The following is a 24,629-nucleotide window of genomic DNA, read 5'->3' on the forward strand; positions in this document are numbered from 1 at the left end:
AATTCTCCGGTAATCAATTTGAATAAGGTGAGCGGTATGGACTGACAGGCAGTTCCATTGCTGAGCCCGTCATGTCTTCAAGCATGTATCGAACGTACATGGCGCCGTTGAATTGCTTGTAGTTCTGGGCGTTGTCCAGCCCCAGATTGGCGCCAACGTAGAAGTGCGATCCAAGTTTGTATTCCCCGGCAGCGGCCAGGCTGTAACCGATGCTGGTTTTACTGTCGCCGGCATAACGCTGATTGTTGACAGCCTGAAGGGTGGCGTCGTCCGGGAAGTAGTCGGCGCCATCCTCGTTAAAGTGCTGTAAGCCCACCGATCCCTTGATCTGGTAGGTGAAACGCTGGCCACGCTGTGACCAGGTGACGGGCATACCGAGTGCGTAGAAGCTCTGCGGGCTGAAGTAACCGCCATGCCCGTAAGTGAAGAAGTTCTGGTTGTTCTCGAAGCCGAGTGCGGTCGCACTCAGGCCCACGGTGAGCTTCTTGTCGACGGCATTTTGCAGGTAATAATAAATACCTCCGCCCAGCTCACCCCGGTTGTTGGCCTCAACGTTGTGGCCCACCAACCGGTGGTAAGAGCCATAGCCATAGGCGCCGATCTTGCCGTTGTCATAGCCGATGTCGCCACGACCACCATTGGCGGTGACCCCTCCCCACGATTCGCCGTCGCGAGTGTCGGTGGTCCCGGCAAAGGACGTCACGCTGTCGATCACTGCGCGCCGCGATGCGCTAACCCCATAATGCCAATTGGTGTTGCTGGACAATGGCCGATCCACACTTACACCACCCACCATATTGGTGTACTGAAAGCCCATTGGCGTGGTGCCGATATCGGCCTTGAGGCCTTCATCGGGTCGCGCATAAGCCACCGCCACCCCCACCCCCGAGTCGCGCTGAGAGCCGGCGCCCTCGACGTCGCTGCCATTGCCGAAGCGCGTGGCGGCAGAGCTTTTCACATTGCCTGCATTGAGCCTGACCGGTGTGACACGCAGCGCTATTCGGTTGTCACCGAGCGGCATATTGACCTCGAACGGGGTTTCGACATCACTCATCTTGCCCAGCCCGGTTTCGCTGTTATTGCCCCGGACCAGCAGGCCCTGGGAAACGTAGCCGCTGCGCTCCTGGAGAACGTTGTTCAAGGCACGCTGGGCAGCACTGACCGGCACATCTTCGACTGGCACCACCGCTGCGGCCTTGAGCGGTGGGACAAACGGGTTATTCGAGGCCAGCTGTTTGGACTGGCGTGCGGTACCCCCTGCCCCTCCCACGACCGCCTGGCCTGGGTAGGCATCGGCAGGCAAGCCGACATTGCCATTGCTGTCCAGCAGCTCATCGGCGGGCGTAGCATTACGCGACGCTACAGCCGCAGTGCTGTTGCGGAAGGGGTTAATGGATACCGCTGTCGTTGCCGCCGGCTGCGTCGCTGCGGCGATGGCACGCTTGCGCTCGGTTTGCTCGATGTCGACGGCCTTGCGCAACACATCGGTGGCCTTGTCCAGCTTACCCATGGCGCGGTAGATACGCGCAGCCTCGGTCAGGGTGCCCGGGGTGTAGTTCTGCAAACGCATGAACTGGTCCAGAGCATTTTCCGAATAGCTCAGATCCCGGGCCTGGACGGCGGCATCCGCTGATGCCAAGAGGATCGAAGGATCGCCCGGGTTCTTTTTCAGCAACGGGTTATAAAGTTCGAACGCTTTCTGGTTGTCCCCGTTAGCGCTGTACATGCGCGCCAGTGCCGAGTTGGCCGCAAGGTCATTTGGCCGCTGCTCCAATGCAGGCGAAAGCATGTCATAGGCTGCTGCCAGATTACCGCCTTCACGCAGTTTGTCAGCCTGAGCTACGCGGTAGTTAAAGGCCAGGTCGTCATAGCGTTTCCTGGTCGCCACACTCATTGGCTGATTCTGCAGACTACGCAGGATCGAATTGACCTGCGCATCATCCCCGGTACGCAACAACAGCCCGGCGTATTGCAGCATCAGTTCAGTAGAAGGCTGAGCGGTTTTCGTCAACGCCGTGCGCATCATCGCCTGGGCGCGCTCGGCGTCGCCAGCATCAATATAGGCCGAAGCCAGAGTGCCCGTGCGCTCGGCCGTGCGGCTGGCCACTGGCTGCAAACGGTCGAGCAGCACCAGGGCTTCCTGACGCTGGCCACGCTTGGCCATGCTGGCGGCCAGTTGTACCTGAATGGTCATGGTGATCTCGTCGGCCAGATCACTCATTTCCGGCGTACGACGGCCTACCGGGATGTGATTGATAGCGGCCTGCGCATCATTCCACTTTTCCATTTCCATCGAGAGCAGGGCACTGGAATAGAGCGCATCGACATTATTCGGCTGTTTCTTCAGCAAGGTGTCGATGACGTCGCGGGCTTTGTTTGAATCGCCGGTCTTCAGGTACAGACGCGCCAGGCTGAAACGCGTCCAGACGTTATCCGGGTCGTTCTTCACAGCATCGGCCAAGGCAGACTGGGCAGCCGCAATGTCTCCACGCTGCTCTGCGACAGTAGCAACCTGAGTCGAATGCAGGGCACGCAATTGACCGTCGTCGCCCATGCGGGCACGGTCACCAGGTGGCAAGGCATCGAGCAGACTCAAGGCCTCATCTGCCTGCCCCGTCTGTGATAGCAGACCGATCAGTCCGCGCAAGGCTTGCAGGTTGCCGCGCTGAGTCGCGAGCACCTGACGATAGTTGGTTTGCGCAGCATCGAACTCCCCGGCCGTGGTCTGAATGTCAGCCAGGACCAGGCGACCGTCCACGGTGTTCGGATTCAGGTGAATGGCCTGGTTGACTACATCCTTGGCACGGGCGATCTGACCATTGCCCTGAAGGTCACGGGCCTGCTGAAGCAGCGACCAATAATGCACGCCGTCCAAGGCGGATTTCCAGCGCGTGCCGCCCTTGACAATGGCCCGTCCAAGCAACTGTTCGGCCTCGGGCAAGCGATTTTGTTTCTGACGGACCAACCCCAGCCCCCCCAAAGCATCAGCGTCATCGGCTTTGGCTTTCAGCCGCGCCTGGAAGGCACTTTCAGCAGTCGCCAAGTCACCTTTTTCCAACGCTTGAAGGCCACGGGCAAGCAAAGGATCCTGCTTCCAGGTCGTGACAGCCGCCGTGCTCGATCGCTGCTTGCCCTTGTTCATCAGGTCACGAATCACCTGATCATCCGGGTGAGCCTTTAGGAACTCCTCAAAGAGCGGCACCTGTGCTGTCGTCGGTTCACCCAGCCAGGTCAGCGAAAGGCGCCAGCTTTCATCGGCGTCACCGGCGATGTCGGCACGCTGAGTCAGCTTTGCCAGGGCGCGGATGCCCGCCTCGCGACTGTCTTCGTGACGCGCCAGCTGTTTTGCAAGAAACAGCGGGATAATCGAATCCTTGGGGTTCTCACGTACCAGCCGCTCCAGCCCCTTGCGCGCCTCAGGCCAACGGGCATCATTGAAGGCCAGGTTGTTGTAGTAGTCGCGGCCGATATTGCCCGATGGTGTCAGGCCTTTGAGCAGCTTCTGGTAGGCCACATCGGCCTCGTCACGCTCGCCTGCATCCATCAGCCGTCGAGCTTCTTCGAGCTCGGCTTTTTTCTCCGGCCTGGCCATGGCGATATCCTGCTCAAGCTGACCGGCCTGCCATGGATGTGACGGCAATGCTTGCAAACGGGCCAGATACTGCTGAGCCAGTTGCGGTTTGTTCAGCTTGACGCCATTAAGGCCCATGCCATACAGCGCATCGACTTGATTGGGGTCCAGACGCAGTACCTTTTCCCAGATTTCTCCTGCGCGCTGCACATCGGAACGGCCTTGCCAGTAATGGCCTTGCTCAATCAACTGCGCCTGAATATCGACCCCCTCAGCATGCGCGGTGTAGGCGACCAACGCGGTGAGGATGCCAACGGCTAGCGAAGAACAGCGCGAGCGCATAACGACTCCCAGGACAGTTTAAGCGTTCCGTCGTCACGGAACTGATAGCGTTTCTCTGCCCAACCCAGCGCAAACAGACTGAGCATGGCGTTGTAATACAGTGGCTCTGCACTCTGGCTTTTTGCGAAGGCCGAGTCCCAGGCCTGCTCAGTACGGCGTTGCTGCTGCTCGGCAAGCCAGGTCTGACCCTTGGCCTGGAAGTACGGGATCAGCGCGGCGGAGAATCCGAAGGGTCCCTGACCATTAACCCCTCCTGACAACACCTGCACCGTTTCCGGCGGCACTCCCGCTGACGCAGTGCTTTGGGTCATGCCGTCGAGGGCGCCAAGCAAACCGGCCTGCAACGGGTCGGTCTTTGGGGTCATGCCCGCCCACAGGTACACCCGGATCGCGTCGTAGCTGCCCAGGTCACCCTTGGAAGGGTCGATAACAAACAGTCCCGACTGCGACGAAGTACCGCGATAGCCGACCCAGTCGGCGATGTAGCCATGTGGACTGGAAGTGCGCACCATGGTCACGGTGTTGTTGAGAATGTCCTTCCAGGGGCCGGTCGGCTCCTCTTTGACCAATCGGCGCAGCAACGGCAGCGGCAGGTAGCTGGGGTTCAGACGCCATAGATGATCGGGTTGGGTGAAGCCTTCAGGCCCGGGCAGAACCATGCGGCCCAGCCCTGGCAGGTTGACCACCAGCTTCGCTTCGATGGTCTTGAGCAGGTGCAGGGCATCATCGCGGTAGGCCGGCCGTTGCCAAATCCGTGCTGCCTCCAGCAGCGCATAGACGATCCACAGATCCGCGTCAGAAGCCGAATTGGCGTCCTGCAACTGCCACTGGCCATCCTTGCCCTGCCCCCACAGCCAGCCGGGCAAACGAGTATTGATGTCGGCGCCCAGCATGTTCGCCAACGTCCACTGCCAAAGGCGATCGAAACGAGCCTGATCGTTGCCGATCAGCGCAAACAGCATGCCGTAGGACTGCCCCTCCGAAGTGCTGTGATTGAGCTGTACACTCGAAGACAGCATGCGTCCGTCGTCCTGCACGTAGCGCGAGGCCCAGATCTCCCAGCGCGGCCAGACAGAGGCCGCGCAGGAGGCGTCAGTCGCCATGGCTGGCAGCCCGATCACACCCGCGAAAGTCCCGAGCAGCCAGCAAGCTGCCGAGCGCAGGGCGCTGAAAGAAAGAGCACGGGGTGCTTTCATCGTGTGGTTTTCCATGTTCCAGATCAGCACTCGAGACGTTTCCTGGCTTTGGCACGCAAGCCCATGTATGCCAGCGCACCCAGCAGCAATATGCCCAATCCGGTAATCAGGACCATCCAGCCAACATGCTGGGACATCAGCCACTGCAGGTATTTGAACGGGCCTAGGTTGCCGAGGTAATACTGTTGGTCGGCTACCAGCGCTTCAGCGGTTTTACCTCGCACGACCACCAGACTGCCCTGGATGCCGCTGGTATCGTCATCCGTTGCTGTCAGCAACGAAGTGGCCTGAGCCAAGCCCCCGGCATCGCCACCGGCAATCACCACCACACTGCGACCGCTTTTCAGAGGTGATTCAAAGCCCGTCAGGTAAGCGCCAGGCTGGCTGCTGGTAAAGGCCATGGCCAGGCGGGTACGGCGCAGGTTGGACACTTCGTCAGCACTGAACCAGTTGAGTACGCGCATCGGCAGATCAGACAGCTCAACGCGCTGTTGCTCGGCTGCAATAGCAGGCAGGCGGTCGGCCCACTGTAATAACAGCGGCTGGTTATTCCCGGATGCAAATACCAGCAGATCTCGATCCGCCATTGAAGACACCTGCGCCGCCTGGGCAACAGTCACACCAGTGGCTGGGTAGCCGGTGGACAGTCCAAAGCGACCGAGCACCGTCAGATAGGCGCTGATATCGCCGGTCCCGGGATCGTCCGGTAGTACTGCGACTGTCTGTGACAGGTCTGCCATGCGGGTGAACGGAAAGCCAGAATCCTTGAAAACGCCAAGGTTGGGCATGGCAATGAAATGATCGTACGCTCTCAGGTCGACGGTTGACTCCGGGTCTATGCTGCCCCGCATGTTGTCGATAATGATGTCGCCGCACTCACCCTGCTTGATGAAGTCGTACATAAAGCGTAATTGCAGGCGTGACTGCAGTGCTGCCGAGCCCAACGGCAGGTTTAGCCGGGTTTCCCGATAGAGGGCTTCGTCCTTGATCGAGCTGAGCAGGCTTTTATCCAGCGACTCCATCGACGGAAGTGTCTCGGATTTGAGCATGCCGTCGTTGAAGCTGATAATGAATGAAGAGTTGTTCGACTTCGGTTGCGGCGTATACCGATACTTAAGGTCCAACTGCGCACCACTCTGGCGCCAGTTGAACAGGTCGGGCGGCAGGTTCAGCGCGATGGTGATATCGCCTGGGTTGTAACCGGACACGTTCAAGCGTTTGGTGTCGATCAACTCGCCGAGTCTGACCAGACGATCAGATGGCAACCAGTTAGGTGCGTCATAGGGTTTGCGCGGAGCAATGACATCGAGTTTTTCGATGACAGTGCTGGCACCGGACAGTGCCTTGCCGCCCAACGCCAGGGCACTGGCGGCGCGCTTGAGCTCGTCAGTATTGCGCCCGGACACCACCAGCAACTTGCCGTACTTGTCATTGGGGTTAGCCATTATGGTCAGCGTCGAGCCTTTCGGCGTGGGCAACTCCAGGCCACCAATAACGCCGGGGGCATCACCACTGAACAAGACCACAGCATTACCGTGGGCCGGCAGGCCGCCAATCTGAACCGGGAAATTCGCACCACGGAATTTTGCCAACGCCCCGAACCAGGACGACAGTGCACCTGCCGCCTCGAGCACACCACCGCTCGGAGCACTGGCAAACACGAAAGGCAGGCTGAGTTTGCGTGCATCGCGAGGGTCGAAGAATGGTGCTGGCAGAGTCGCCAGGTCGTCAGGCATGGTTAACGGTGTAGTCTGCAACTCCAACACCGAATTGTTGCTGACCTTCGCCCATAGGCTGCTATGCGTCGGATCTTCACAGCCCATGGTGTAGTGACCGATGAACTGCATGCTGAGGCGGTTTTTCTCGGTGATCAATTGGGCAGGGATATCGACCGTTCTGTTTTGCAACGAGCCCGCCGTATCCTTGGCCAACGCAATACTGGCCGCCACTTCGTCATTAACCAAAATATTGATCTGTGACAAATCCGGCAGCAGCGAAGGAGAGTAATTATATTGCAGATTCAAATGCGCGCCGGTCACCACCTGGTCGGTACGCACGTCAAAGTTGACACTATCGGTCGCTTCAGTACCGTGCAGGTTTATCGGGTAATACCGCCCTAGTTGTTTGAGCGTAAAACTATAGCCGCCAGCATCTGGCACCGTGTCGGCCAGTGACGTACCCGTGCTTCCAAGTGCGAGCAATGCCGATGCCATCACCCCCAGAGAGCGCTTCATGTTACACAGTCCAGACGCGGCCAAACGCTTTGAGTTCATGGTCATACCGTCGGTTCTTCGAAAGGTTTAGGCGCTCGCCGAAAGGTCTTGAATGTATTGCGCAGTTCGAGAATCAATGCGCGCAACAGCTCGCCTATGCCACGCAGGCCGATGCCGGCAACGTCGCGCAGGGCAATCAGCGGACTATCGATCTGCCCGCTGCCCCAGCTCGACGCCCAGGTATCGGCTCTGGAAAAGGTCAGCCGAACCAGTTCGCTTTGCTGGCGCAGGCTAAGACCCTCGAACTGTGCGCCAATCAGATTGTCGCGGCTGAACATCACCGTGGCTGGAAACACGCTCGCATACTGATTTCGGAACAGCGTTATATGGATACGCTCGCCCTGGCTGATTTGCACATGTTCAGACAGACGCAGGCCGAGGCCTTTCTGCGAAAAATCCTGGGTGACGCCTTCGTAGACAAGGCCATTGCTCAGGCTGACGCGCATGGCCAACTCTGCGGCGACCCGAGGTTCGTTGCGCAGCTGGCGCGTTTCACTGGCCACCGCCACCGATGCGCTGGTAATAACCAGGTTGTAGACAGTCCAGGCCATGTTGATGAGGATGGTGGCCGGACCGTTGGGGTCCCCCCTCCATAACTGCCAGACGCCGACCAGCAGGCCCGCCAGGTTGAAGGTCAACAGAACAATGTAGGGACGTGCGAGTTTCCAATCGAAAAACTTCTGATCGATGATCCCGCCCTTGTCGGTCACGTTGAAACCACCGAACTTCGGGTTAACCAGCGCCATCAGAACCGGCCCCATGATGTACCAGGCCAGTACCGTCTCATACACCTCGTTCCAGAACGAATGGCGAAAGCGCCCCTGAACACGCGAGTTGGTCAAACTGGCATGCATCATGTGCGGCAGGACGTAAGCGGTGATCATCAGCGCCGAGGCATGGAAAATCTGCGCGCCGAATAACATATAGGCCAGCGGCGCAGTGAGGAAAACCAGCCGCGGCAAGCCATAGAAGAAGTGCAGCATGGCGTTGGCATAGCACAACCGCTGGCCGATGCTCAGCCCCTTGCCCATCAGCGGATTATCTACACGAAATATTTGCGCCATACCTCGCGCCCAGCGAATACGCTGGCTGATGTGGCGTGACAGACTTTCGGTAGCCAGGCCCGCCGCCTGTGGGAGCGCCAGGTACGCGGTGTTGTAGCCAATCCGGTTAAGCTTGAGCGCAGTGTGTGCGTCCTCGGTCACGGTTTCCACCGCAACACCACCGACTTCCATTAGCGCAGTACGGCGCATCACCGCACAGGAGCCACAAAAGAACGTGGCGTTCCAAAGATCGTTGCCATCCTGCACCAGACCGTAGAACAACTCACCTTCGTTGGGCACCGAACGGAAGGTGCTGAGGTTTTTCTCGAACGGGTCGGGTGAGAAAAAGAAGTGCGGCGTCTGCAGCATCGCAAGCTTTGGGTCCTTGATGAACCAACCAACACAGATCTGCAGAAACGAACGGGTTGGTACGTGATCCGCGTCGAAGAACGCCACATATTCGCCGTCGGTCTTTTGCAGCGCTTCGTTGAGATTACCGGCCTTGGCGTGACGGTTATTATCCCGGGTCATATAGCTGACGCCGATCTGTTCGCAGAACAGGCGGAAATCCTCGCGTCGGCCGTCGTCGAGGACGTGAACACGCAGCTTGTCCTTCGGCCAGTCGATGGCCTGAGCGGCGAAGATGGTGACTTTAACGATGTCCAACGCCTCGTTGTAGGACGGGATGAACACATCGACGGTCGGCCACTCGCTCGGCGCTCCCTGCATCAGTATTGGCTGGCGCCGTAGCGGCCAGGCGGTCTGAAAGTAACCGAACACCAAAACCACCAGCGCATACGACTCGGCCGCCAACAAGCCATAGCCAAAAAAGGAATCCATCCAGGTTTCAAAACCGAGGGTCGAGGTAATCCGCCAGTAGATGTAGCGCAGAGACGCTGTCAGCGACAGACCAATCAGCAGCACGATTGGGAAGCGCCCCGGCAATTTGCGTAGCACCAGCGCCAGGCCGAAGCAGCAACCGGCGAAAATACACTGAGCCTCAAGATCGAAGGGCACCGTAATAATGAAAAGCGCCAACAGCACCGAGACCGCCAGTGCGCACAAAAGTAAAACGCGCCGGACGATTTCGGGAGAGCCGTCAATGGCAGCGACGACGCGGTATGCCAAGCGCGTATGAAGACTGAATGGCTTTTGCTCTGATGGAATCGGGGTCATAACGATGCACCAGCCTGAACTGCCGGCCGGATATTTGCCTTGAGTGCATCGGCCAGAGCAGATACTTGCTGGCGTACTGGGCTATCGAGATAGCTCAACAGCGGGTTGACTCCATAAGCCAGGTCTTCGCTGATTGAGTGGTCAAGAGAAACAACACCCAGCAGATCCGTTCCGTAACGGCGCTTCAGCAATTCGCACACATCAAGGCTCAGGGGCCGCGAGGCGTCGAACAGATTGATTACGTAGTGCGCGCGTGGCTGGTTCAGCCCCCCGACACTACCCTCCAGCAGGAGGTTCATCTGCTCCAGCGCCATGAACGACGCCGTATCGGCAGTGGTTACAACCAGTATTTCATCGGCTACTTGCAGGGCCTGTTCCATATAGAGGGTGCGACCCGGAGGCGTGTCAAGAACCACGACATCACGGTCGGTCAGGTCCATGCGCGCCAGATGCGACGCCAGCCAGTAGTGGTTAGATTCAATAGTGCGCTCAACCCTGCGGCGACCCGACTCAGAGATCTCACCATACGGCAGGAACAATGTGCCGCCCTGCCCGCTCAACAACAGCGAGCCAAAACTCATATCAGTCAGCGTGGCATTACTGACACCGTCGACGCCGGAGGTCACTCCCAGGTGATATTGCAAGGCGTTTTGAGGGTCCAGGTCTATGGCTATAGTCTTCCCGCCATCCAGCTTAAGATGTGCTGACAACGCCGCGCTGAGGGTACTCTTGCCAACGCCGCCCTTTGAAGACACTACAGCCAGTACATGTGCCGGCGTGGAAGGTGGTTCGCCACTGACCAGCGCCTGACGAAGCGCTTGCTCATTACAATCACGAACTTTAGCCTTGCGTTCGGCTGAAAGGTCGGCAATCAGGTTGCCCAATAGCGGACTCGCAACGCACTCAGTGGCAAAAGGATCTGAGGCGCATATTGTAGTTGGGAGGGGCTGGATCTCGGCCACAACAGCTGGCTGTGGTGAAACAGGAACGTGCGGGGTCGACTGCGGCACAGGCGTCACCACATGCTCAATAAACGCAGCTCCAGTTTCGGCTGACGACTCTACTTCGGGCAAAGAATGTGCGGGCAGCAGCTCTTTATAGTCGAGCAAGTCTTCAATTTCGAGATAGCTGTCTGCACCTGCGCCAAATCTATTTAATAGATTCGCGATATCATTCATAAAAGCCCCCATTACACACAACGAAGCTCAGACCCGAACCCAAACATAGATGGCAAAATGATACCGTTGTTTTTTTGAGACAATCAATGGGTCACTTATTGAAACTTCCAATGCCCTAAAAAATATCGTCATTTTTATGGCGATCAAAATCAGGCGCTCACTCTGACATACTGAAGCCGCCCCCTCCAGACAACCCCACCCTCCTCAAGAAACCCCATTAAAATACATGCACGCCAAGAGTCAGGTATTGATTTAGCCATTCAGGATAATGCTATCCAATACCATCCGGCCACCTCCACCAAAAAAAATAAATCCTTTTAAAAACATTAGTTTAACCAATAAAACAAAATACAGATCAACACTTCCATAATCATCGGCGACAGCGTTTATTTTGAGGGCAATTCAAAAAAACATTATCCGGATACCGCACTTAAAAAAGCACCGTCAATATTAGCGCGTCATAATAAAGTCACCAAGGCACGCACTCTCAATACGACCAAAACCTTTAAATTCACGTTAGCCAGCCGCGTAACCGACATTAAAGCGTCATCTTTTATACTCCGCACTATAATGGCTCACGGTATACGCTGGAGTTTGGCCGCGCACCAAAACCGTACAAAGACCAGCGCGTATTAAAGTGGATGAACTGCCGGCAAAGCTGGCTTCGTTGTTCCGTTAGCCCAGGTCACATGCAATCGCGGCCACGTCTCATCGGCGACATTCCCGATCTACACATTTGTGTTCTCTGCGGGCAAAGGCGGGATGTGGATCGCCGAGCCAAGTGTTACAATCCGCCCCTTTAAGCCCGCGCTAATAGGCGACGGGCGTCCTGAACGTCGGCAGTACCACACATGCCACACCTACGCAACCATGTGCCTGATGGCTGCCATGACCCTTGTGTTCATCGCCAGCCTGCCGGACCACAACGTCGAGGTGTTGCTCTCTACCTACGCGATATGGATCAGCTCTTTTTCGAACAGAACCGAGCTGGAGAAGCTGCCCGCCGCATCTGATTGGCCCGAACGTTGGCCCAGACTCGTCGGCGGAGTCTAAACACACCTCTTTAACCCCGCAGGACAAACACTTGATCTCTACAGCAAATATCACCATGCAGTTCGGCGCCAAACCCCTGTTCGAGAACGTCTCGGTCAAGTTCGGCGCCGGGAACCGTTACGGCCTGATCGGCGCCAACGGCTGCGGTAAATCCACCTTCATGAAGATCCTGGGCGGCGATCTGGACCCTTCCGGTGGTCAGGTGATGCTGGAGCCAAATGTGCGTCTGGGTAAACTGCGCCAGGATCAGTTCGCCTACGAAGAATTCACCGTGATCGACACCGTGATCATGGGTCACGAAGAGCTGTGGAAGGTCAAGGCCGAGCGCGACCGTATCTACTCGCTGCCGGAAATGACCGAAGAAGACGGCATGGCCGTGGCCGAGCTGGAAACCGAGTTCGCCGAAATGGACGGTTACACCGCCGAATCCCGCGCCGGTGAATTGCTGCTGGGCCTGGGTATCGGCATCGAGCAGCATTTCGGCCCGATGAGCGAAGTCTCGCCGGGCTGGAAACTGCGTGTATTGCTGGCCCAGGCGCTGTTTTCCGATCCGGAAGTACTGTTGCTCGACGAACCGACCAACCACCTGGACATCAACACCATCCGCTGGCTGGAAAACGTGCTGACCCAGCGCAACAGCCTGATGATCATCATCTCCCACGACCGTCACTTCCTGAACAGCGTGTGCACCCACATGGCTGACCTGGACTACGGCGAACTGCGCCTGTTCCCGGGCAACTACGACGAGTACATGACCGTGGCGACCCAGTCCCGCGAGCAGCTGCTGTCGGATAACGCCAAGAAGAAGGCACAGATTTCCGAGCTGCAATCCTTCGTCAGCCGCTTTTCGGCCAACGCCTCGAAAGCCAAGCAGGCCACTTCCCGCGCCAAGGCGATCGACAAGATCCAGCTGGCCGAAGTCAAGCCATCGAGCCGCGTCAGCCCGTTCATCCGTTTCGAACAGACCAAGAAGCTGCACCGTCAGGCGGTCATTGTCGAGCGCATGGCCAAGGGCTTCGACGGCAAGCCGCTGTTCAAGGACTTCAGCTTCCAGGTTGAAGCTGGCGAGCGCGTGGCGATCATCGGCCCGAACGGTATCGGCAAGACCACCCTGCTGCGCACCCTGGTCAATGAACTGACCCCGGACGCCGGCAGCGTCAAGTGGACCGAGAGCGCCGAACTGGGCTACTACGCCCAGGACCACGCCCACGACTTCGAAGACGACGTCACCCTGTTCGACTGGATGGGCCAGTGGACCCAGGGCGAGCAAATGATTCGCGGTACTTTGGGCCGGATGCTGTTCTCCAACGACGAGATCCTCAAGTCGGTCAAAGTGATTTCCGGTGGTGAGCAAGGCCGCATGCTGTTCGGCAAGCTGATCCTGCAAAAGCCAAACGTGCTGATCATGGACGAACCGACCAACCACCTGGACATGGAATCCATCGAAGCGCTGAACCTGGCGCTGGAAAACTACCCGGGCACGCTGATTTTTGTCAGCCACGACCGCGAGTTCGTGTCGTCCCTGGCCACCCGCATCATCGAGTTGAGCGCGAATGGCGTGACCGACTTCAGCGGTACTTATGATGATTACCTGCGTAGCCAGGGTGTGGTTATCTGATGCAGCCCGGTTGGAGCGAGGCTTGCTCGCGAAGAACCTGACGTAGGTGTGCCTGACACAACTCGTTGCGCCATTCGCGGGAAAGCCTCACTCCAACAGAAGTCCCGAAGCCTTGTCGTCATGACAGGGCTTTTTTGCATGTGTAACAAGCCATAACGGACAATATCGTTAGCCTGCTTTCTTTTGCCCCGGCCTCGGGCGATGATGTCGTACGACTACCGCCTGCCCGCGAATGAGTACCCATGTCTGCCGATCACACGCCCGATCCTGTCGCCGCAAAACCCGGTTCGATGAGCATCACGCTGCAAATCATCGCCATCGTCTTCTATACCTTTATCGCCTTCCTTTGCATTGGCCTGCCCATCGCGGTATTGCCGGGCTATGTGCATAACCAATTGGGTTTCAGCGCGGTGATTGCCGGGCTGACCATCGGCTCGCAGTACCTGGCCACCCTGCTTAGCCGCCCTTTTGCCGGGCGCATGTCGGACAGTGTCGGCACCAAGCGCGCGATTGTGCTCGGTCTGGCCGGCATTGCCATCAGTGGCGTATTGACCCTGCTTGCGGTTTTGCTGGAAAGCCTGCCCCTGGCCAGCCTGACGGTGTTGATTGTTGGCCGCCTGCTACTGGGTATCTCTCAAGGACTGATCGGTGTCGGCACCATCAGTTGGAGCATTGGCAAGGTCGGCGCTGAACACACCGCCCGGTCGATTTCCTGGAACGGCATTGCTTCCTACGGCGCTATCGCCATCGGCGCGCCGCTGGGCGTGGTCATGACTTCGGCCTGGGGCTTCAGCAGCCTGGGTATCGTGCTGTTTCTGCTGGCGGGCATGGCGCTGCTGATCATCCGTAACAAGCCTTCAGTGCCGGTGATTCGCGGCGAGCGCCTGCCGTTCTGGGCGGTGTTCGGCCGGGTTGCACCTTATGGAGTGAGCCTGACCCTCGCCTCCATCGGCTACGGCACCCTGACCACCTTTATTACCTTGTATTACGTCAGCCTCGGCTGGGAAGGCGCGGCCTATTGTCTGAGCGTGTTCGGCGTGTGCTTTATCGTCGCGCGGGTCCTCTTCATCGGTGCAATCAATCGCTTTGGCGGCTTCCATTCGGCGATTCTGTGCATGATCGTCGAAACCCTGGGCCTGGTCCTGCTGTGGCTGGCGCCGAATACGACGGTGGCGCTGATGGGTGCGGGGCTTACTGGTTTTGGCCTGTCACTGGTGTATCCGGCCCTCGGTGTCGAGGCAATCAAGCAAGTGCCGGTCAGCAGCCGCAGTTCCGGATTGAGTTCGTATGCGGTGTTTTTCGATCTGGCCCTGGCAATTGCCGGTCCGGTGATGGGCGCGATTGCCCTGAACCTGGGTTATGCGTGGATTTTCTTCAGCGCCGCCTTGCTGGCGTTGGCGGGGCTTGGGTTGACGATATTGCTGTCGGCGCGGGCGCGAAAGGCTGCGTAGCAAACATAGAAACAAGGTGGGACCGGCTTTAGCCGGGAAGGCGTAGGCAGGATCAATACATTTCTATCGTCTGCCATATCCGCTTCCCGGCTAAAGCCGATCCCACCACTTGGTTAGCCAGCTCCTACGCAATTCGATGCTGTCGCTGCTGTTATTCCACCCTTGGCTTGAGAATCAACACCGCCAGCGGAGGCAAGTCCAGAGACAGCGACAGCGGCTGGCCATGGCTGTTGATTTCCTCGGCCTGTACACCACCACCGTTGCCTATATTGGAACCGGCATAGGTCTGGGCGTCGCTATTGAGCAGCTCGCTCCACACGCCGCTAAATGGCACACCAATGCGATAGCCCTCCCTCGGCACCGGCGTCAGGTTGGCCACCACCAGTATCGGCTCACCTTCCTTGCTCCAGCGCAGATAGGCATAGACGCTATTGGCCGAGTCGTTGCCGATCAGCCACTGGAAGCCCATGGGCACGCAGTCCTGGTCATGCAACGCCTTTTCCGAGCGATACAGGCGGTTCAGGTCGCTGACCAGGGTGACAACGCCCTTGTGTTCGCTGTAGTCGAGGAAATGCCAGTCCAGTTCAGTGTCGTGGTTCCACTCGCGCCACTGTCCGAATTCGCAGCCCATAAACAGCAGTTTCTTGCCGGGATGGGTCCACATGAAGCTCAAATAGGCGCGCAGGTTGGCGAATTTCTGCCAGCGGTCACCGGGCATTTTGTCGATCAGCGAGTGTTTGCCGTGCACCACTTCATCGTGGGAGATCGGCAGGATGAAACGCTCAGACCAGGCATACACCAGCCCGAAACTCAGCCTGTCGTGATGGTGTTGGCGGTGGATCGGGTCCTGCTCGATGTATTTCAGGGTGTCGTGCATCCACCCCATGTTCCATTTGTAATTGAAGCCCAGGCCACCCTGCTGTGTGGTGTTGGTCACGCCCGGCCAGGCCGTGGATTCTTCGGCAATGACCAGGGCACCCGGCGCTTCCAGCGCCACTACATCATTGAGGTGACGCAGGAAATCGATGGCTTCCAGGTTCTCGCGGCCGCCGTAACGGTTGGGCACCCACTCCCCGGCTTTGCGCGAGTAGTCGCGATACAGCATCGAGGCCACAGCATCGACCCGCAGGCCATCGACGTGGAAATGCTTGAGCCAATGCAAAGCCGAAGCCAGCATGAAGCCGTGCACCTCGGTGCGGCCAAGGTTATAGATCAGCGTGTCCCAGTCCTGATGGAAGCCTTCCTGAGGGTTGCCGTATTCATACAGCGCGGTGCCGTCGAATTGCGCCAGCCCGTGGGTGTCAGTAGGAAAGTGCGCCGGCACCCAATCAAGGATCACGCCGATTTCCGCGCGGTGGCAGGCGTCGACAAAAGCGGCGAAATCATCGGGCGATCCGTAGCGCGCCGAAGGGGCAAATTGCGACAACAGCTGATAACCCCACGAACCACCAAAAGGGTGTTCCATGATCGGCATCAACTCGATATGGGTGAAGCCCAGATCCTTGATGTACGGAATCAGGTTATCGGCCAGTTCGTGCCAGTTATAGGGCCGGTCCGGCTCGCCTTCGCCGCCGTGGTGCCAGCGCCAGGAACCGGCGTGCAGCTCATAGATCGACAGCGGTGCATCGGCGGCATGGCGCGCGGTGCGACTGTCCAGCCATTGCTGATCCTGCCACTCATAACGCAGGGGAGCCGCGACTTTCGAGGCAGTATCCGGCGGCATGGTGGTGGCCAGGGCCACGGGGTCGGCCTTGAGCGGCAGGATGCCGTGGCTGCCGAGGATTTCGTATTTGTAGGTTTCCCCCGGCTGTAGACGTGGGACAAAGACTTCCCAGACGCCGGAAGGATGACGCAGACGCATGGGGTGACGACGGCCATCCCAATTATTGAAGTTACCTACCACGGACACTCGCCGGGCATTGGGCGCCCAGACGGCAAAACGCACGCCGTCGATGCCATCCACCGACATGACCTGTGCGCCCAGACAGCTGCTCAGATCGCGATGATTGCCTTCGGCGAACAGGTACAGGTCCATTTCACCGAGTAAAGGACCAAAGCTGTAGGGATCTTCGGTGATCTGTTCGCCACCCGCCCAATTTATCTTCAGTAAATAAGGCATGCGGTGGTCGAAATGCCCGGCAAAAAAGCCCGGCACCTCACTCATGGGCAACTCGCCCAACTCTTCGCCGGAGTCCTTGGCCAGCACCCGCACGCTCAGGGCGTCGGGCAGGTAGGCGCGAATGTATTGGCCCTGGCCGCCATCGCCATGGGGGCCGAGAATGGCAAAGGGGTCGCGGTGTTCGGCACGGATCAGAGCGTCCATGTCGACGGCAGCGGGCAAAAGCTGGGACGCCGCGCCGTTCTTATCAAGGGAAGTCATCATGCATCTCCATCAGACAGGCTTAGCAACCCATGCAAACCGCGTAACGGCACCGCCAGCCAGCCTGGGCGGTTCTCGGCTTCATAGGCCACTTCATAAGCGGCTTTTTCCAGGGTGAAGAGCTCCAGTGCGGCACTTTCACCCTTGGGATCTTTCCAGGCGTGAGGCATTTCTGCAGTGGCCAGACGATAGCCCTCCATAAATGCCTGCCGTGCCTGGGTCAAATAGGTCTCGGCGACGCGCTGGCGTGCAGCGGTCGCTTCGGTGGAGCTGTCCACGCTCTGGGCACTGCGTACAGCCATGGCCGCAGCGTAATCGAAAGAGCGCAACACGCCACCGACATCTTTAAATGGGCTGTATTTGCCTCGGCGCTCTTCGAGCGGTCGGGCAGGCTCACCTTCGAAGTCGATCAAATAGGCATCACCCTTGACCACCAGCACCTGGCCCAAATGCAGGTCACCATGCACGCGCATGCGCAAGCCACCGACCGAGCGCTTGGCCAGATCCTGCACATGGGCCAGCAATTGCTTACGCTTGCCCAGCAGCGATTGCACCAACGGCTGATCGCCCGGTTCCAGACGATCCTGATGCTGTTCGAGCAACTGCAAAGCGCGCTCCACCTGGGCGGCAACGCTTTTGCCGCTCGCCTGGCTGTCCTTGAGCGAAGTCGGTTCGGCAACGAAGTCCTTGTTGCGGGTCGGTGCCGCGAGAATCATGTGCATCTCGCCCAGGCGCTGACCCAGCAGCCGGGAAAAATCGGCCAATTCCAGCAGCGCATTGAAATGCTGATCCTGGCCGGACAAGCCATGGGCCAACTCATCACGCACAGCGCGCTCCAGATTGTTCTGGGTCCATTCCCAGGCATCGCCCTGATTGCTCAGGTAGCCTTGGGCAATCATCAGCAGATTGCCTTCGCCACCCTCCTCGACTCGCACTACCGAACCCAACAGTGGCGAGATATGGGTATAACCCGCATTCGTGAGGAAGGCGCCCATTTCCAGCTCCGGGTGTGTCCCGGCGGCAACCCGGCGAATCATCTTCAGTACCAGTGCGCCGCCAACGACGACAGAACTGTTGGATTGCTCGGCAGACAGGTAACGCACTTCGGACGCCTCGTTGAGACCCAGACCGGCCATATGCGCAGTCTGCTCGAAGCGCAACTCACCATCATTGCTCTGCAGCACGGTATTGTCCTGCATGCCTTTGATCACCGCGTGGATGAACGGCTCCAGGGTAAAGGCATCGGTGATCAGGCCGACCTGACGACCACGCCTTACGCGGGCCAACGCAAGCTGCTGAGGCAATGCACTGCTGAAGTCGTCTTCGGCAAGGAAGCCCAACGGCAGCTGATAACGACCCTGATGCTCGCCCGCCGAAACCTCGATTTCGCTGAGCAGCACCGGCCGCTCGGCGTCGCCAAAGCGCACACCATATGCAATGTGCACGTTATCGATGGGCTGGCCCTTGCCCGCGAACCAGCGGCGCTTGGGCAGGTATTGGCCCAGAGAGGTTTTTTCCAGGGTACCGCGCAATGGTTCGTCGAGGAGTTCTTCCATACGTTTCTTCAGTACCAGGGTGGTGAAGTCCGGCAGGCTTTGCGCCGGTTCCACGTGCCAGCTCGGCATCTGGTTTTCCGCAGCCAGGGCGAACCAGTAGAAGCCGTAGGGCGGCAGAGTCAGCAGGTAGTTCAACTGGCCGATGGGCGGGAAGGCACTGCCACCGAGCATCTCCACCGGTACCATGCCCGCGTACTGGGACAACTCGAGCTCGGCAGCCTGGGCGGCACTGGAGACGTTAGAGACGCAAAGGATGATTTCCGTCTTGCCGTCCGGGCCGGTGTATTCGCGGGTATAGGCGAGGATGCGGCGGTTGCTCGGCGAGAGCATTTTCAGGGTGCCGCGACCGAAGGCCTTCTGCTGCTTGCGCACGGCGAGCATGCGCCGGGTCCAGTTGAGCAGCGAGTGCGGGTCGTTGTTCTGCGTCTCGACGTTGATCGATTGATAGCCGTAAAGCGGATCCATGATCGGCGGCAGCACCAGGCTGGCCGGGTCGGCGCGGGAAAAACCGCCGTTGCGGTCGATGCTCCATTGCATGGGCGTGCGCACGCCGTCACGGTCGCCGAGGTAAATATTGTCGCCCATGCCGATTTCGTCACCGTAATACAGAGTCGGCGTGCCCGGCATGGACAGGAGCATGCTATTGAGCAGTTCCACCCGACGCCGGTCGCGCTGGACCAATGGCGCCAGGCGTCGGCGGATCCCCAGATTGATCCGCGCGCGGCGGTCGGCGGCGTAGTAATTCCACAGATAATCGCGCTCGCGATCGGTGACCATTTCCAGCGTCAGCTCATCGTGGTTGCGCAGGAAAATCGCCCACTGGCAGTTTTCCGGAATTTCCGGAGTCTGGCGCAGGATATCAGTGATCGGAAAGCGGTCTTCCTGAGCCACAGCCATATACATGCGCGGCATCAGCGGGAAGTGAAAGGCCATATGGCATTCGTCGCCGTCCTTGCCCTTGCTGTCACCGAAATACAGTTGCGTGTCTTCGGGCCATTGATTGGCCTCGGCCAGCAGCATGCGGTCGGGATAGTTGGCGTCGATCTCGGCGCGGATCTGTTTGAGTACCTGATGGGTTTCCGGCAGGTTCTCGTTATTGGTGCCATCGCGCTCGATCAGGTACGGAATCGCGTCCAGACGCAGGCCGTCGATGCCCATGTCCAGCCAGTAGCGCATGACCTCCAACACAGCCTTCATCACCTGCGGGTTGTCGAAATTCAGATCCGGCTGGTGTGAGTAGAAGCGGTGCCAGAAGTACTGGCCCGCTACCGGGTCCCAGGTCCAGTTGGACTTTTCAGTGTCGAGGAAAATGATCCGCGTGCCATCGTATTTCTGATCGCTGTCGGACCAGACATAGAAATCCCGCGCCTTGGAGCCGCGCTTGGCGTGACGGGCGCGCTGGAACCATGGGTGCTGATCCGAAGTGTGGTTGATGACCAGCTCGGTGATCACCCGCAATCCGCGCTTATGGGCCTCGGCAATGAATTTCTTGGCATCGGCCATGGTGCCGTAGTCGCTGTGTACGCCACGGTAGTCGGCGATGTCATAGCCGTCGTCACGCCGTGGCGACGGGTAGAACGGCAGCAGCCAGATGGTGTTCACGCCCAGCTCGGCGATATAGTCGAGCTTGGCGATCAGGCCGGGAAAGTCGCCGATGCCATCGTTATTGGAGTCAAAATAGGATTTAACGTGAACCTGGTAAATCACCGCGTCCTTGTACCAAAGCGGGTCTTCGATAAAGGCTGCGTTCCGGGTTTTCTTGGCCATGTACGGTTGCTCCTCAAGCCGGGTTCGAAGACGTGATCCGCCAGATACCAAACGGCTGGTAAGCCGGGTCGATACGCATCCACTGGTTCTTGCCGTACCAGGTCCAACGATGGCCGGTCATGAGGTCTTCGCCCTGGGTCTGGGCGTCATCGTTCAGGCCCATTTCCCACAGGGGCAGTTCGAAGTGCGCTTCCTGAGCGTTATAGGGGTCAAGGCTGACCGCGACCAGAATGAAGTTGCTGCCATCGGCGCTGCGCTTGCCGAAATACAGGATGTTGTCGTTCCAGGCGGTGTACAGGCGCAGACCCAGATGGGTCTGTAATGCCGGGTTCTGCCGACGAATACGGTTGAGCTGGGCGATCTCGGCGATGATATTGCCCGGTGCGGCAAAGTCCCGGGGGCGGATCTCGTATTTCTCCGAGTCCAGATACTCTTCCTTGCCCGGCACCGGAGCCGACTCGCACAGTTCGAAGCCGGAGTACATGCCCCACAGGCCCGAGCCCATGGTCGCCAGGGCCGCACGAATCAGGAAGCCGGGGCGTCCCGATTGATGCAGGAACGGCGGATTGATGTCCGGGGTATTGACGAAGAAATTCGGTCGGTAGCAATCGCGCCACGGCGCTTCATTGAGCTGGGCGAAGTATTCCGACAGCTCGGCCTTGGTGTTGCGCCAGGTGAAATAGGTGTAGCTCTGCGAGTAACCGACCTTGCCCAGACGCGCCATCATTGCCGGTTTGGTGAAAGCTTCGGCGAGGAACATCACTTCCGGATGCTGGCTGCGCACATCGGCGATCATCCATTGCCAGAACGGCAGCGGCTTGGTGTGGGGATTATCAACGCGGAAGATCTTCACGCCTTCATTGACCCAACCCAGGACTATATCGCGCAGTTCCAGCCACAGGCCGGGAATGGCATCGGCCGCATAGAAATCGACGTTGACGATGTCCTGATACTTTTTCGGCGGGTTCTCCGCGTAACGGATGGTGCCGTCCGGCCGCCAGGAGAACCAGCCCGGATGCTCCTTGAGCCAAGGGTGATCCTGAGAGCACTGAATGGCAAAATCCAGGGCGATTTCCAGACCATGATCGGCCGCCGCCGCGACCAGATTGCGAAAATCTTCACGCGAGCCCAGTTGCGGGTGAATTGCCTCGTGGCCGCCTTCGGAACTGCCAATGGCATAAGGGCTGCCCGGATCATCGGGTCCCGCCGTCAAGGAGTTGTTCGGGCCTTTGCGATGGGCGCGGCCAATGGGATGGATCGGCGGGAAATACAGCACATCAAAGCCCATGTCGCGAATCATCGGCAGTCGCGAGTGGACGTCATTGAAAGTGCCGTGGCGCTTGGCATCATCGGTGATCGATCGCGGAAACAACTCGTACCAACTGGCGAATTGCGCCCGTTCGCGCTCCACATCCAGAGGGAAATCGATACTGCGGCTCAGATACGCATGGGGGTCGGCCTGAGCCATGGCGGCGACAGTCTCACCGTCGAGCAGCAAGGCTACGCGACCGTCGAGGTCGGTCTGTTCCAGGCGCTGCAGGACGCTTTCGATCTGCCCGCGCAACTCACCTTGACTGCGCTCGGCGCCATGCAACAGGTGCAGGCGACCTTCTTCCAGCTCCAGTTCAATGGGCACAGCTGCGTGAAATTTCTTTTCCAGCTCGTAGCAGTAGCTGGCGTATTGATCGATCCAGGCTTCCAGGCGGAAGTCATAACGGCTGACCTTGTCCGGGACGAACTCGCCAATCCAGCTGTCGTTGCCCAGTTCGAGCAAACGCGCCGATTGCCACTCCTGCTCATCGGCCGCGCGCCAGCACACCCGTACAGCCATCTTGTCATGACCGTCGGCGTAGACCTTGCTGGTCACGGTGACCGTTTGCCCGACAATCGCCTTGGCCGCGAACAAACCGGCTTCGATCACCGGCGTCGTGTCCTCTATGACAATGCGAGGCAGTTGCAAGGCCTGGGTGAGTGGCAAGGGTCGAGTCGATCGGGATACATCGGTAGCCAGGGAATCCGGGCCATAAGGCTGGTCGGCAGTCACATTCATCGAGCGTCACTCCTCACGCCCGAATGCTCCAGTACGGAGCATTCGCGGCGCTCTTTTGCTAATCCGTGCAGTGAATATCAATCGAGCCAGGGCAAATCGGGATACCTGCCTGCCCTGCTCCCACTAAAGTCCGAACGCTGCTCAATGAGAAAAGTTCAAAGAGCTTTCCTCGACGCGGGTGGAGCGTAGCCCAACCTCCCCGCTGACAAAGGCAAAGCAAGAAAGAAGCCTGATGCGGGTCAATGTCCGTACGGCGTCGATGACGGATTATCGCCTTCCCCAAATGTCTGACCCGATGAGATCCCTGCAGGTGCCGGGCTTGCCCGCGAAGAGGCCAGTATGACGACGCATATTTCGCGTCAGGCATGCCCCTTCGCGGCCAAGCCTGGCTGCCAAAGGGCTTTTCCATTGCTTTTAAAACATCTGATACGGTTTTAATTAGAAAAGCTGAATCTGTTCTGCAAACAGATTGCCCCTCACAGTGCATGCATTCGATTGCAACCTGTGAGTCCCATCATGAATCAGCGAATTCCCGCGCAGCTTCTGGACAAAGACCCCGCCCCCGCAAAAGCCAGCCTCAAGCAACGCGGCGGCCTGATCCACACCCGCAGCTTTACCGGCCTGTTCCGTACCCTGCGCCTGTCCGGTGCCGGTCTTCTGTTCGGGCTGTTCTTCGGCATATTGTGGCTGAACTGGGGCGATCGTCAGGCGGTGCTGTGGGATCTGTCCGAGAGCAAGTTCCATATCTTTGGCGCGACCTTCTGGCCCCAGGACTTCATTCTGCTCTCGGGCCTGCTGATCATTTGCGCCTTCGGCCTGTTCGCCATCACGGTATTTGCCGGGCGGGTCTGGTGCGGCTATACCTGCCCGCAAAGCACCTGGACCTGGCTGTTCATGTGGTGCGAGAAACTCACCGAGGGCGAACGCAACCAGCGCATCAAGCTGGACGCCGCGCCGTGGGGAATGCGCAAGCTGCTGCGGCGTTCGGCCAAGCACACGCTATGGCTCTTGATCAGCCTGCTCACCGGCCTGACCTTCGTCGGCTATTTCACTCCCGTACGGCCACTGGCCCATGAACTGCTGACCCTGCAAATGGGCGGCGTCAGCCTGTTCTGGGTGCTGTTCTTCACCGGCGCCACTTACCTCAATGCCGGCTGGCTGCGCGAAGCCGTGTGCATGCACATGTGCCCCTATGCGCGCTTTCAGAGCGTGATGTTCGACCAGGACACCCTGGCGGTTTCCTATGACACAACCCGCGGCGAGAACCGTGGCCCGCGCAAACGCGAAGCCGATCCGGAGGCGCTGGGCCTGGGCGACTGCATCGACTGTCAGCTGTGTGTACAGGTTTGCCCCACCGGTATCGACATTCGCGACGGTCTGCAGATGGAGTGCATTGGCTGTGCCGCCTGTATCGATGCCTGTGACTCGATCATGGACAAGATGAACTACAGCCATGGCTTGATCCGTTATGCCTCCGAGCGAGAACTGCTGGGAGGTACGACCCATTGGTTGCGCCCTCGCCTGCTCGGTTATGTCGGCGTACTGGTTGTGATGATCGGCGCCCTCGGCCTGGCACTGCATGAGCGACCCATGGTGTCTCTGGACGTGAACAAGGATCGCGGCCTGTTTCGGGAGAACGCGCTGGGCCAGATCGAAAATATCTACACCCTCAAGGTGATCAACAAGACCCAGCAGAGCCAGCACTATCGCCTGAGCCTGGTTGATATGAATGGCGGCGATGCCTTCGAACTGCACGGCAACACCGAAATGGCGCTGAACGCTGGAGAAATCAGCGACTTCCCGGTCTCCGTCGCCCTGTTGGCCGAACGGCCGAAAAGCAGCTCCCAGGCGATCACTTTCCAGATTATCGACCTGGACCAGCCCGATATTCAAAGCACCGCGACGAGTCGATTCGTTGCCCCGCTCAACCGTTGATCGAGTAACGTATGCCATCCCCATCAAGCAGAGCGCCAGA

At 58.7% G+C, this 24,629-nt stretch carries 12 protein-coding genes; 4 read left to right on the forward strand and 8 right to left on the reverse strand.

Features of this window, described 5'->3' with window-relative positions:
• Positions 1-13 precede the first annotated feature (13 nt).
• The 5 genes from ACCD02_RS04890 to bcsQ are packed head-to-tail and all read right to left on the reverse strand — an operon-like array spanning position 14 to position 10,779.
• Complete coding sequence (locus ACCD02_RS04890) at positions 14-3,913, reverse strand: cellulose synthase subunit BcsC-related outer membrane protein (RefSeq protein WP_413298970.1); 3,900 nt, start codon at positions 3,911-3,913, stop codon at positions 14-16.
• Positions 3,889-5,109, reverse strand: coding sequence for a cellulose synthase complex periplasmic endoglucanase BcsZ (gene bcsZ / locus ACCD02_RS04895; RefSeq protein ID WP_413298972.1), 1,221 nt, complete (start codon positions 5,107-5,109; stop codon positions 3,889-3,891). Before bcsZ ends, ACCD02_RS04890 begins: the two co-directional genes overlap by 25 nt.
• Before the next feature lie 23 nt (positions 5,110-5,132).
• Positions 5,133-7,343: a cellulose biosynthesis cyclic di-GMP-binding regulatory protein BcsB gene (gene bcsB, locus ACCD02_RS04900; protein ID WP_413298974.1), complete on the reverse strand. Its 2,211-nt coding sequence runs from the start codon at positions 7,341-7,343 to the stop codon at positions 5,133-5,135.
• 41 nt (positions 7,344-7,384) lie between these two features.
• Positions 7,385-9,601, reverse strand: a complete 2,217-nt coding sequence (gene bcsA / locus ACCD02_RS04905; RefSeq protein WP_413298976.1) for a UDP-forming cellulose synthase catalytic subunit — start codon at positions 9,599-9,601, stop codon at positions 7,385-7,387.
• On the reverse strand, positions 9,598-10,779 hold the full coding sequence (gene bcsQ, locus ACCD02_RS04910) for a cellulose biosynthesis protein BcsQ (protein ID WP_413298978.1): 1,182 nt from the start codon (positions 10,777-10,779) through the stop codon (positions 9,598-9,600). The genes bcsA and bcsQ overlap by 4 nt, the downstream gene beginning before the upstream one ends.
• Before the next feature lie 879 nt (positions 10,780-11,658).
• Between bcsQ and ACCD02_RS04915 the strand changes: the two genes are divergently transcribed.
• The 3 genes from ACCD02_RS04915 to ACCD02_RS04925 all read left to right on the forward strand — a co-directional run bounded on the left by ACCD02_RS04915 (position 11,659) and on the right by ACCD02_RS04925 (position 14,901).
• The gene (locus ACCD02_RS04915; protein ID WP_413298980.1) at positions 11,659-11,832 is read left to right on the forward strand and encodes a hypothetical protein; all 174 of its coding nucleotides are present in this window, start codon (positions 11,659-11,661) and stop codon (positions 11,830-11,832) included.
• Positions 11,833-11,863: 31 nt separating this feature from the next.
• Positions 11,864-13,450, forward strand: coding sequence for an ABC-F family ATPase (locus ACCD02_RS04920; RefSeq protein WP_413298982.1), 1,587 nt, complete (start codon positions 11,864-11,866; stop codon positions 13,448-13,450).
• Between the two features lie 242 nt (positions 13,451-13,692).
• Positions 13,693-14,901 carry an MFS transporter gene (locus tag ACCD02_RS04925; protein WP_413298984.1) on the forward strand — a complete coding sequence of 403 codons (1,209 nt, stop codon included), beginning with the start codon at positions 13,693-13,695 and terminating at the stop codon, positions 14,899-14,901.
• Between the two features lie 151 nt (positions 14,902-15,052).
• On the opposite strand, the gene glgB is transcribed toward ACCD02_RS04925, so the two are convergent.
• From glgB to ACCD02_RS04940, 3 genes are read right to left on the reverse strand one after another with little or no spacing between them, the layout of a single operon-like run.
• Positions 15,053-17,281: a 1,4-alpha-glucan branching protein GlgB gene (gene glgB, locus ACCD02_RS04930; RefSeq protein ID WP_413298986.1), complete on the reverse strand. Its 2,229-nt coding sequence runs from the start codon at positions 17,279-17,281 to the stop codon at positions 15,053-15,055.
• Positions 17,281-20,604: a maltose alpha-D-glucosyltransferase gene (treS, locus tag ACCD02_RS04935; protein ID WP_413298988.1), complete on the reverse strand. Its 3,324-nt coding sequence runs from the start codon at positions 20,602-20,604 to the stop codon at positions 17,281-17,283. The genes glgB and treS overlap by 1 nt, the downstream gene beginning before the upstream one ends.
• A gap of 13 nt (positions 20,605-20,617) precedes the next feature.
• Complete coding sequence (locus tag ACCD02_RS04940) at positions 20,618-22,654, reverse strand: alpha-1,4-glucan--maltose-1-phosphate maltosyltransferase (protein WP_413298990.1); 2,037 nt, start codon at positions 22,652-22,654, stop codon at positions 20,618-20,620.
• A 516-nt stretch (positions 22,655-23,170) separates the two neighbouring features.
• On the opposite strand from ACCD02_RS04940, the gene ccoG reads away from it, so the two are divergent.
• Positions 23,171-24,589: a cytochrome c oxidase accessory protein CcoG gene (gene ccoG / locus ACCD02_RS04945; RefSeq protein WP_413298992.1), complete on the forward strand. Its 1,419-nt coding sequence runs from the start codon at positions 23,171-23,173 to the stop codon at positions 24,587-24,589.
• Positions 24,590-24,629: the final 40 nt, after the last annotated feature.

It is taken from the genome of Pseudomonas sp. Pseusp88 (genome assembly GCF_047303955.1).
In the GTDB taxonomy this organism is placed as follows: domain Bacteria; phylum Pseudomonadota; class Gammaproteobacteria; order Pseudomonadales; family Pseudomonadaceae; genus Aquipseudomonas.

Excerpts from the sequence above, each read along its gene's own strand:
- ACCD02_RS04890 (WP_413298970.1), bottom strand. The coding sequence starts at position 3,913 with ATGCGCTCGCGCTGTTCTTCGCTAGCCGTTGGCATCCTCACCGCGTTG.
- glgB (WP_413298986.1), bottom strand. The coding sequence starts at position 17,281 with ATGACTTCCCTTGATAAGAACGGCGCGGCGTCCCAGCTTTTGCCCGCT.
- bcsZ (WP_413298972.1), bottom strand. The coding sequence starts at position 5,109 with ATGAAAGCACCCCGTGCTCTTTCTTTCAGCGCCCTGCGCTCGGCAGCT.
- bcsQ (WP_413298978.1), bottom strand. The coding sequence starts at position 10,779 with ATGAATGATATCGCGAATCTATTAAATAGATTTGGCGCAGGTGCAGAC.
- bcsA (WP_413298976.1), bottom strand. The coding sequence starts at position 9,601 with ATGACCCCGATTCCATCAGAGCAAAAGCCATTCAGTCTTCATACGCGC.
- bcsB (WP_413298974.1), bottom strand. The coding sequence starts at position 7,343 with ATGAAGCGCTCTCTGGGGGTGATGGCATCGGCATTGCTCGCACTTGGA.
- ccoG (WP_413298992.1), top strand. The coding sequence starts at position 23,171 with ATGAATCAGCGAATTCCCGCGCAGCTTCTGGACAAAGACCCCGCCCCC.
- ACCD02_RS04925 (WP_413298984.1), top strand. The coding sequence starts at position 13,693 with ATGTCTGCCGATCACACGCCCGATCCTGTCGCCGCAAAACCCGGTTCG.
- ACCD02_RS04940 (WP_413298990.1), bottom strand. The coding sequence starts at position 22,654 with ATGAATGTGACTGCCGACCAGCCTTATGGCCCGGATTCCCTGGCTACC.
- ACCD02_RS04915 (WP_413298980.1), top strand. The coding sequence starts at position 11,659 with ATGGCTGCCATGACCCTTGTGTTCATCGCCAGCCTGCCGGACCACAAC.
- treS (WP_413298988.1), bottom strand. The coding sequence starts at position 20,604 with ATGGCCAAGAAAACCCGGAACGCAGCCTTTATCGAAGACCCGCTTTGG.